General features: G+C 60.1%; 9 protein-coding genes. All 9 read left to right on the forward strand.

The annotated features are described in order from the left end of the window. The coding region (locus JJ869_RS18680) for a transposase domain-containing protein (protein WP_292269448.1) at window positions 1–127 on the forward strand (127 nt) is incomplete at its 5' end. Next, window positions 124–828: a substrate-binding domain-containing protein gene (locus JJ869_RS18685; protein ID WP_292269431.1), complete on the forward strand. Its 705-nt coding sequence runs from the start codon at window positions 124–126 to the stop codon at window positions 826–828. The genes JJ869_RS18680 and JJ869_RS18685, both read left to right, overlap by 4 nt. 363 nt (window positions 829–1,191) lie before the next feature. Next, window positions 1,192–2,388, forward strand: coding sequence for an ROK family transcriptional regulator (locus JJ869_RS18690; RefSeq protein WP_292269434.1), 1,197 nt, complete (start codon window positions 1,192–1,194; stop codon window positions 2,386–2,388). After that, window positions 2,381–4,315, forward strand: a complete 1,935-nt coding sequence (locus JJ869_RS18695; protein ID WP_292269436.1) for a TRAP transporter fused permease subunit — start codon at window positions 2,381–2,383, stop codon at window positions 4,313–4,315. The genes JJ869_RS18690 and JJ869_RS18695 overlap by 8 nt, the downstream gene beginning before the upstream one ends. Beyond that, on the forward strand, window positions 4,312–5,283 hold the full coding sequence (locus tag JJ869_RS18700; RefSeq protein ID WP_292269438.1) for a TAXI family TRAP transporter solute-binding subunit: 972 nt from the start codon (window positions 4,312–4,314) through the stop codon (window positions 5,281–5,283). Before JJ869_RS18695 ends, JJ869_RS18700 begins: the two co-directional genes overlap by 4 nt. A gap of 72 nt (window positions 5,284–5,355) precedes the next feature. Continuing rightward, window positions 5,356–6,918: a choline-sulfatase gene (gene betC, locus JJ869_RS18705; RefSeq protein WP_292269441.1), complete on the forward strand. Its 1,563-nt coding sequence runs from the start codon at window positions 5,356–5,358 to the stop codon at window positions 6,916–6,918. 169 nt (window positions 6,919–7,087) lie between these two features. Then, complete coding sequence (locus tag JJ869_RS18710; RefSeq protein WP_292269444.1) at window positions 7,088–7,924, forward strand: formylglycine-generating enzyme family protein; 837 nt, start codon at window positions 7,088–7,090, stop codon at window positions 7,922–7,924. A gap of 158 nt (window positions 7,925–8,082) precedes the next feature. After that, the gene (locus JJ869_RS18715; RefSeq protein ID WP_292269445.1) at window positions 8,083–9,483 is read left to right on the forward strand and encodes an aspartate aminotransferase family protein; all 1,401 of its coding nucleotides are present in this window, start codon (window positions 8,083–8,085) and stop codon (window positions 9,481–9,483) included. Next, the gene (locus tag JJ869_RS18720) at window positions 9,476–10,864 is read left to right on the forward strand and encodes a glutamine synthetase family protein (protein WP_292269447.1); all 1,389 of its coding nucleotides are present in this window, start codon (window positions 9,476–9,478) and stop codon (window positions 10,862–10,864) included. The genes JJ869_RS18715 and JJ869_RS18720 overlap by 8 nt, the downstream gene beginning before the upstream one ends. Window positions 10,865–10,866: the final 2 nt, after the last annotated feature.

Raw genomic sequence — 10,866 nt, forward strand, 5'->3', positions numbered from 1 at the left:
AACCTGCAAACTCAACGGGATCGAACCCCATGGCTATCTGTCCGGCGTCCTGACCGCCATCGCAGGCGGGCACAAACAGACCGATATCAACCTGCTGCTGCCCTGGAATTACGTCAATCACGTGTGAACGGCGCACCGCTTACAGCGCATCGCATCCTTGACGCTTTGCATGACGGGGCCGAAGCTGTGGCCAATCGTCTGCATAATCATGGTGGACTGGTGCGAATCTCCAGCAGTCCGGCAGCCCTTGGCGGCATGCTTCATGGACGACTTGATGACTTTGCCAGACGTTATCCCGATATTCAGGTGGTGATCGTGGAGGCGTCGAGCACGACGCCATTGTACGGCATTTCGGATGGGACGGCCGACATCATCTGCACGCGCGAACCCGAGGTGATCCCGGAAGGCTGGGAATTTCAGCGATGTGAGGAGGATGCCTTGGTCGTCGTTTGCGGCAAGACCCATCCGCTGGCCGAGGTGAAACATCCGACACTTGCGCAACTTGGAACCGGAAAATGGTTGATGAACCATGTCGGTTCCGTTGCGCGCAACCGGTTCGAGGAGGTCTTCGTCAAAGCAGGCTGGCCGCAAAGCGCGAGATGCCAGATCGTGATGCACATTCCAAAGCTCACCCGCGAAATGCTCGAAAGCGGGCGCTATCTGGCCATTCTTCCCCGCAGCGTTGCCGCGTCCTGGTTGGGTGAGGGCAGCGTGTGCGAATTGAAATCCGACATAAACACACCCTTGGCGCCGCTGGGGTATCTCTGGCGCGGAAAACAGGCCGGTACGGCCATCTCTGTCTTTGCGAGGTTTCTGGCGGAGTCATGATCTCCGAAAAGAGGTAACCTTTTCGAGTTTGGTTGCCCGCATCGTGCGACCACCCCAAGAAGCAAGGACATGCCCCAGAGGGTCCGGGTTGCTCCGCGAAGCCGGAGGGCCGTGACTTGGTCTTCCTCTACGGCACCTTGTCGTAGCTTCTGAACTGTTACCCACGGCTTGAGCTGCGGCTTTTCCTGCGGCGTCGCATCAAGCGCATGAAAACACTGGTCGAGCGCCGCAAGACAGTTTCCAGCCCGGCACCAGGTTCAATATTGCTGGCCGAATCGCTGCGCGCTTATTAATAACTAACTGATGGTTATTAATTTGAACTCCACATCTACGCCAGCCAGCCTCCGCCGTTCACATCGTGGGATGGCGCTTTCCCTGATCGAGGCGCAGCCCGGAGTCAGTCGGGCAGATCTGGCGCGTGCGCTTGGCTTTTCCGAGATGGCCGCCACACGGATCGTCCGTGAACTCCTGGCAGTCGGACTGGTTGAGGAATTCGAAGACGAGAACTGGTCAAGAAAACAGCGCAAGCGGGTAGGGCGTCCCAAGACCGGCCTGCGGGTTGTGCCGACCAGCCTTTACGCGGTTGGGATCACTGTCTCGGCGTATCATTCCGAAGTCTCGATTTCGGATGCCGCCGGAGAAATCCAAGCGACCCGTGCGATTACAAACCCAAACTTCGAAAGCGTCGAAGGCGCGGCGCAAGTCTATGCGCGCGCGCTGAAGGAGCTGATCGACGACACCGAAATCGATAACGAGCGTATCGTCGGCATCGGCGTGGCATTGTCAGCGCGAACCAATCCTGAGAAGGGCGAGATCCTCCGGTCGGAATATTTCGGCTGGTCAAATGATGACGGCGCTTTTTGCGATGAGCTTCGCAAGATCCTCGACTTGCCAGTCGAAATCGAGAACATCGCGAACGCAATCGCTACTGCTGAAATGCGCTTTGGCGCCGCGCGCGCGTCCCGCGAGTTTTCGCTCGTTCACGTGGCGACCTTCGTAGGTGCCAGCGTCGTTTCCGAAAGCAGAGTGGTGCGCGGTGCCTCAGGGTTCTCTGGCTTGATCGGTCATATCCGGTCGCAGAAAACGGAACTGACCTGCGTGTGTGGGCGCAACGATTGCCTCAATCTCAACGCGACCGGCTTCGGCCTGCTGTCCCGCTTGGGCAAGCTTGATCAGCCGAAATTCGACACGTCGCGTCTGTCTGACTACGCCTCGTATCTTCTCGATGTCCTGAATGACGCAGACGCGGCTGGTCTGGTGACGGATGCCGGCAAGGCTCTTGCGCCAGCAATCGACAGCATGGGCAAGATCCTTGGCCCCGAGATGATCATTATCAGCGGCCATCTTGGAGCCAACCCAACCTATTTCGATGGTGTGAAAACTGCCCTTGAGACGGAGTTCGGCCATGCGCGCGCTGCGCCGTTCCGACTTGTGCGGGGCACGATAAGCCCTGAACGGTCGGCGGCGTTGCTGGCGCTTCATGCATTTTGCTATTCCGACCGGCTTGACTACGACCGTCTGGCCGAGATCTCGGAGCGTCGGACGGCCCGCCATGGATAGGCCCCGGATCGTTTCGGCGTTGAATTTCATTCTCGCCCTAACGGCTCTGGCTCTGATCGGACTTACACTCTACAGCGCCTATTTCGGTGTTTTCCCTGACGGCATCCAGCGCAGTGCGCATTTGCTGATGATCTTTGTTCTGGTCACCGCCTATGCCCTGCGCGACACGTTCGACGCCGACCGACCACATAGCAGTTACCCCGGTTTAAAGCGGTTTTTCGCGGTTCTCATGATGACCGGCGGGCTTGTTGCGGTCGGACATCAGCTGGTCAATTTCGAGGCGATCAACAATCGCTACGGCGCGATCACGCAATACGAGGTCTACCTCGGCGTTCTGCTGATCATTGCCCTGTTCGATGCATGTCGCAGAACCATCGGGTGGCCGATCGTGCTGCTTGCCAGCGCCTTTATCTTATACGGGCTCTTCGGCAACTATCTGCCGTCACCCTTCGGTCACCGCGGGTATTCAGTCCAGCGTGTCATGTCTCAGGTCTATCTCGGCGGTGGGGGCATTTTCGGCACACCTCTTGGCGTCAGCGCGACCTTTGTGACTGGCGTGGTGGTTCTTGGGGCGCTGCTGGAAAAAACCGGCGCAGGCCAAGTTTTGATGGACATCGCCACCGCGCTGACCGGCAGGTTGCGCGGCGGCCCGGCAAAGGCAGCGGTTGTGGGGTCGAGCCTCATGGGCATGATCTCTGGCACGGCGGTCGCCAACGTGCTGACAACCGGCCCAATCTCGATCCCGCTGATGCGAAAGAGCGGCTACAACAAAGAAGCCGCTGGCGCGATTGAGGCAGTCGCGTCGACCGGTGGCCAGTTGATGCCTCCGGTCATGGGGGCCGCGGCCTTCATCATGGCCGAGTTCACCGAGACCTCGTATCTGACCATCGCCAAGGCCGCGTTTCTGCCCGCCGTGATCTACTATGCTGTGCTGCTCGCGATGGTGCATTTCGAAGCCGTGCGGCGGAACATTCCTGTTCTGCGCGATGCCGGTTCGACGATCGACTGGGCGTCGATCTTGAAGCGCGCCTATTTGCTCGCACCCCTGCCGATCTTCATCAGCATGTTGCTGAATGGCTATTCGATCATGCTGTCGTCATTCTGGGCAATCGTCGCCGCCTCGCTGGTCAGCTTTCTCAGCCGTGAGAGCGCCTTGACCCCGGCGCGTCTCATCGAGACAGCACAAGCTGCGTCCCGCGCGGTGATCCCGGTTGCGCTGGCTTGCGCTGCGGCAGGTGTGATCATCGGCATCATCACTCTGACCGGGATCGGCCTGAAATTCTCGACGCTTGTCGTCCTACTTTCAGGTGGCTCTCTCCCGGTCGCCCTCGTGCTGACCATGCTGACATGTCTTGTCCTGGGCATGGGCTTGCCGACGGCGGCGGCCTATATTTTGGTCGCCACGCTGGTGGCGCCGGCTCTTGTCGATCTTGGCGTTGGGCTGCTGGCGGCGCATCTCTTTGTTCTCTACTCTGCGATGCTCTCTTCAATTACACCGCCGGTGGCTTTGGCCGCCTACGCCGCGGCGTCGATTGCCGACGGCAACCCGCTTAAGATCGCGTTGCTTGCCTGCAAGTTCGGAATGGCCGCCTTTGCCGTTCCGTATTTCTTTGTCTACGACCCGTCGATCCTCGGCATTGACGTCACGGTGACCCAGATCGGTGTCTCTTTCGTCACGGCAATCTTGGGCGGGGTTTGTGCGAGCGCGGCGATAATCGGCTTTTTCAAAGGGCGTCTGACCTTGATGACACGGCTAGGCTTTGCTGTTCTCGCCATCTGCTTCTTGACGTCGGACTGGCGGCTCGATCTTGCGGCCGGTTTGGCTCTGGCCGCCCTGATCTATGTCGTGACCCGAGCGACTTTTCCACAAAACCAACAAGCCGGAGCACAACCGGCATCCATCAAATCAAAGGGAGATCTGAAATGAAACTTGGCCTGAGAGCCGCGGTTTTCGCGGCAGCACTGTCGTGTTCGTCCGCAGTCCATGCGAATGATTACTTGTCGATCGGGTCCTGCCCGGTCACCTGTACCGCTTACACGTGGTCGGCGGGCATCGCGGATGTCATCAACAGGAATGTGGACGGCGTCGAGGCGACAGCCGAAGAAACCAAGGGCTATGTCGCGAACATCGCGCTGATGCAAAATGGAGAGCTTGAGGCCTCCATGGCGACCTCACTATCCGCTTACGAAGCCTGGGCAGGGACAGGAAACTATGCCGGAACCGAGCCAGGCAAGATCCTGTCATGGATGTCGATCGCACCGGTCGCAATGCACATCATCACGGTGGAGGGGAGCGGAGTGTCCTCGGTCGCGGATCTCAAAGGCAAACGCATCGGCATGGGACAGCCGGGTGGCGTGTCGATGCTCGACGCCGACGTGTTGATGACCAAGGTCGCGGGGGAGGACTTTGAACCGTTCCGGGTCCGCCTCGGCGATATGGTGGACATGCTGAGCGACGGCAATATTGATGCGGCGCTTTGGAACGGATCGTTTCCACTGGCACCAGTCATCAAACTCGCGGCAACCCGCGATCTCAAACTCATTCCGGTTGATGACGCCTTCTTCGCAGACTTGCAGGCTGCCTATCCGCCCTATTTCCGCCTTTCGATCCCCGACGACACATATGAAGGCGTCGCGGGCGATGTGCCGACCTATGGTCTGGCCAATGGTCTGGTGATTTCGGCTGATGTCCCCGAAGATCGGGTCTACGCAATGACAAAGGCCGTTTTTGAGAACCTCGACGCGCTTGCGGGCGTTCACCCGGCATTTGGAAAGATGTCCAAAGAAACCGTGCTCGACGGTTTCGGTTCACCTCTGCATCCGGGTGCGCTGCGCTACTACCGGGAAATAGGTGTCCCTGGCATCGAAGAATTCGTTACCCGAACCGGTGGCTGAACGCCTCCTCTGACCGCTGCCCGGACCGGTCTGTGCCGGTCCGGGGCCATCACGTTTACCCAAGGAAGTCCTATGACGCGCCCGAACATCCTCGTTATTCAGGCCGACCAGCTGACAGCGCTTTGCCTCTCGGCCTATGGCAAGCCCTATGCGATCACTCCAAATATCGACCGGATCGCCGAGCGCGGCACGACATTCACCAACAGCTATTGCAACAACCCGGTCTGCGGTCCATCGCGCGCGTCGATGATGACGGGCCGTCTTCCGTCGGATGTCGGGGTGTTTGACAATGGCGCCGAATTTCTCGCCTCCGAGCCGACATTCGCCCACTATCTGCGCAGTCTCGGCTACAAGACGACGCTGTCAGGCAAGATGCACTTTGTCGGCCCCGATCAGCTTCATGGCTTCGAAGAGCGTGTGACAACCGACATCTACCCATCGGATTTCGCTTGGACCGCCGACTGGGAACAAACGGACGAGCCGTACGCGCCGTCTGTCATGAGCCTTCTCAGCGTGGTTGAGGCTGGTCCCTGCGAGCGCAACCTCCAGATCGACTATGACGAGGAGGTGTTCCACGCCGCGAAGCAGGAACTCTACAATCACGCCCGCTCGACCGATGATCGTCCCTTCATGCTGCATGTCTCGTTCACGCAGCCGCACAACCCATTCGTGGCGAGCCGAAAATACTGGGACATGTACGAAGACGTTGACATTCCCGGCCCCGAAGTTCCCTACATTCCCTTTGCAGAGCGGGACCCCTGGTCGCAGCGGTATTATCTGACGATCCGCCAGGACGAATTCGAAATCACGCCCGAACAACTTGCCAATGCGCGGCGGGGGTACATGGCGATGGTCACTCATGTCGACGACCTTATCGGTGGTTTGATCGAAACTCTGGAAAGCATCGGTCAGCTCGACAACACCTACGTCATCATCACTTCGGACCACGGAGAGATGCTGGGCGAGCGCGGTATGTGGTACAAGTTCAACCCCTATGAGGCGTCTGTCCGTGTGCCGCTCATTATGCAGGGGCCGGGCGTTGCCGCAGGTTACCGCGAAACGGCACTTGCCTCACTTGTCGATCTGCTGCCAACGTTTACCGAAATTGCCAGTGGCGGGTGTTTCGATGGCTACGCGGCGCCAATTGACGGGCGAAGCCTTTTGAACCTGCCCGAGCGTGAAAGCCCGCATGACAGGATCTTCATAGAGTTCAACGGCGAGGGGCTCTATGCTCCCGCGCTGATCATGATCAAAGGCTGCTACAAACTGGTCCATAGTCGCACCGATCCGAAGATGCTGTTCGATCTGTATGCGGACCCGCTCGAACTGAACAACCTTGCCAACGATCCGGCGTATGCGGCGCTTTTTGAAGATATGTGGGCGGAAATGCAGGCCCGTTGGGACGAGGACGATCTGGACCGCCGTATCCGGGCCTCACAGAAGAAACGCCTCTTTGTGCAGTCGGCGATGAAGCACGGGCGCTTTCCGTATTGGGATTACGGGCCACCCTATGATCCAGCCAAGGTCTATGTGCGCGGCGGAACGGACCCGAGTACGACTGCAACCAAACAGCGCGGACGGTTCCCCTATGTCCCGGTCACACCGCCCCAACATCCGCGCGCAAAGGGCACATGACGATACGGTCTCGCTGGAATGCAGTGTCGTTTCGGAGGACACTTGCCCTGAATTGGTTGGGTCCGGAAACCACCTGATGTCATGTTGCCCGCCTCCACGCCCGCAAAAAGCCGACGCGCCGGAGACGCGCGGGGTTGCAACATGCAATGGGCATGCAGTCTCCCCCATCATGGGCGTAGACATCCCCGGCGGAGTGGCATTGATCGGCACAGCAAAGCCTGTTTTGCCTGCCGATGGAGAAGGTCCGCTCAGACGCAAGAAACTGGCGCGGTTCCGCCTTGGCGCGACCACGGTGACGACGGCAGAGTTCGAGAGCTTTGTGCAGGCGACCGGCTACGTTACGGATGCCGAACGCCTTGGCGATTCCCTGGTGTTTCAGGGCCTCTTGCCAAGCGGTACGCCGCCGACACAAGCCGTGGCAGCCGCGCCGTGGTGGCGCCTGGTGCCCGGCGCCACCTGGCGTCAGCCCGTCGGACCGGGCGGTGCAGACGCCCTGCCGGATCATCCGGTCGTTCACGTCTCATGGAACGATGCCAAGGCCTTTGCCTGCTGGGCAGGCGGCAGGCTGCCCTCCGAGGCCGAATGGGAACACGCGGCCCGTGGGGGTGCTGGCGATGTTCGCTTCCCTTGGGGGGATCAGGAACCCAACGATACGGATTTCCATCCCTGCAATATCTGGCAGGGCCCTTTTCCTCAAAAGGACCTGGGGCTTGACGGGTATTGCGGAACCGCTCCTGCACAATCGTATGAGCCAAACGCCTATGGTCTGTACAACATGATCGGCAATGTCTGGGAATGGACATCCGAAACTTTTCGGGTCCGTTCACTCAAGAAAGGCAGCAAGGCAGCCCAAGCCGGCAAAAGCGATTTCAAGCTTTGCAAAGGTGGCTCTTTTCTGTGCCACAGGAGTTATTGCTACAGGTACAGGATCGCTGCGCGCAACAGTTCCTCCGCTACGTCCTCAACCTCACATATCGGCTTCCGCGTTGCGTTAGATTTCAAGTGACGCCTGACGCCGTCAATGGGTCACGGTTTCGGTCCGGGTCAACGTGGATCACGCTACCGAAGCTGACAGATCAAAGAATGTCTTGGCGTCCCATTGCAAGTTCTGGCAAAGCCGGGATAACCGAGACCCGACGCCGCCGGTCCAGCCCAGGAGCCAGCATGACTGCAGACCTTGCCGCCCCTCACAATGCCGCCGTCGCCGGTATCCGGACCAACCGTCTTCATGCCTTCATCGCTGATGAAAACGCGAGGTTTGTTGCAGCGCGGCCCCGCGCTCAAGCGGCTTTTGAGAACGACAGCGCGGCCTGGCTGAACCGGGTGCCGATGCACTGGATGCGAGACTGGCCATCGCCTTTTCCGCTCGTGGTGGATGCCGCACAGGACGCGACACTGGTGGATGTCGATGGGCACCGGCTTGATGATTTTTGCCTTGGCGACACAGGCTCCATGTTTGGGCACGCACCTGCTGCTGTGATCCGGGCGGTCCGGGATCAAGCGGCGCGTGGGCTGACCTATATGCTGCCCTCTGAGGCGGCGTTGCGGGCAGGGGCTCTGATGTCGGACACGTTCGGTCCCTTCCGCTGGCAGGTCACATTGAGTGCAACCGATGCAAACCGCAATGCGCTTCGTGTCGCCCGCGCGGTGACGGGTCGTCGCAAGGTTCTGGTCTTCAACGGCTGCTATCACGGCACTCTCGAGGACACGATGGTCGAACTGCGATCTGGCCTGACGATCGCCCGGCAGGGGCTTGTGGGGCAGGGGTTCGACCTGACCACGGGCGCGGTCTGTGTCGACTTCAACGATTTGGACGCTGTGGCTGCCGCCCTGAAGGCGGGCGATGTTGCAGCCATCCTGACAGAACCGGTGATGACCAATTCCTGCATGGTCCTGCCGCAGGACGGGTTCCTTGAAGGCTTGCGCGAACTGGCTGACACCCACGGCGCGCTTTTGATCATTGACGAGACCCACACCCAATCCAGTGGTTACGGCGGCTATACCCGCCAGCACGGGTTACACCCGGATATCTTCGTGATCGGCAAATGCGTTGCGGGGGGTATGCCGATGGCGCTTTGGGGGATGACCGATCCGGTCGCGGCCCGCTTTGCGGCTTATGACGCCGATCGACCTGCCGGTCATTCCGGCATGGGCACGACGTTGGCTGGCAATCCGATGCAGTTTGCCTGCCTAGAGGCTACTTTGCGAGAGGTCGCCACTCCGCAGGCTTTTGCCAAGATGAACGCCGGAGCAGAGCGGCTGGCCACAGGTCTCAGCATGACAATCGACGCTGTGGGAGTGCCGTGGCATGTGGTCCGGGTCGGCGCACGGGTGGAATTCATCTGTGCTCCCGGCCCATTGCGCAACGGGACAGAAGCGGCGGCAGCGCATCACGCAACGCTGGAGGGGGCGCTGCATCTGGGGCTCTTGAACCGGGGCTGCCTGATCGCACCTTTCCATAACATGATGCTTGTCAGCCCGGTCACGGCAGACGCACAGATCGACAGGCTGATTGCAGCATTTGCGGACGTCTTGTCTGCATTGACAGGAGACACCCATGTCTGACACCTGCCCATCCAGCGCGACCGTACAAGAGTGTACGGATTTTCTTGCCGCGCATCCGCAGATCGAGGCGATTGACATTGTTCTGCTCGATTCCAATGGCATCGGGCGGGGCAAGATCATCCGGCGGCACGAACTTGAAGGGCTCTATCGCAACGGGCGGCATCTGCCGATCTCGATCCTTGGTCTTGATGTGGTGGGCGAGGATGTTCATGAAACCGGCCTGATCTGGGACACCGGCGATGGCGATCTGCGGGCCTGGCCGGTGCCCGGGTCACTGGTGGCCCAGCATGGGACGACCCCGCCACGTGCCGAACTGCTGCTGTCGCAATACCATCTTGATGGCACGCCGATGCTGTCGGACCCGCGCCACGCCCTGCACCGGCAGGTCGCCGCACTTGCCGAGATGGGGCTTTATCCCACAGCCGCGCTGGAACTGGAGTTCTTCCTGCTCGATCCTGAGCGGGACAGCGAAGGGCGCATCCGCCCTGCGGCGGACGTGCTGGATGGCCGCCGGTCAGCCAAGACCGAAGTGTATTCGGTCGATCACCTGATCGGGATGCAACCCTTGTTCGCCGACATCTATGCCGGCGCAGCCTTGGCCGGGATCACGCTCGAGACACTGATTTCGGAATATGCGCCGGGACAGTACGAACTCACGCTGCATCACCGGACCGATATCGTGCAGGCGGTCGACGATCTGGCCCGGCTCAAGCGGATTGTCCGTGCGCAGGCACGTCGTCACGGTGCGGTCGCTTGTTTCATGGCCAAGCCGCTCGCGGACTATGCGGGTTCCGGGATGCATTTGCACCTCAGCCTGTGCAATGCAGACGGCCACAACATGTTTACTGAGGAAGAAGGCGCTGGTTGGACCGACCTGTTGCGCCATGCCATCGGAGGGGTGCTCGACACCATGGGCGAGAGCACGTTGGTCTTTGCCCCCCATGCCAACAGCTGGCGGCGATTTGCCAACCAGAGCTATGCGCCCGTGGCGCCGACATGGGGCGTCAACAACCGGTCTGTCGCAGTACGTGTCCCGGCTGGCCCGCGTTCCGCCCGCCGCATTGAACATCGTCTCTCGGGGGTGGATGCCAATCCACATCTGGTGGCGGCAACGGTGCTGGCCGCGGTCCGCAAAGGGATCACAGAACGCATCGACCCCGGCCCGGAAACCACGGGCAACGGGTACGAAAGCGACGAGGCAGAAGCCCTGCCGCGGGACTGGAACGCCGCCATTGGTGCCGAGCAGGCATCAGTCTTTCTGAAAGACGCTCTTGGCGAAGAGATGCACCGCACCTTTACTGCCGTAAAAGCCGCCGAATACGCTCGCGTGGCGCGAACGATCCCGGATGTCGATTACGATCTGTATTTGCACACCATTTGACC

Origin of the sequence: Marivita sp. (genome assembly GCF_017643905.1) — a bacterium.
Taxonomy (GTDB): Bacteria; Pseudomonadota; Alphaproteobacteria; order Rhodobacterales; family Rhodobacteraceae; genus Marivita.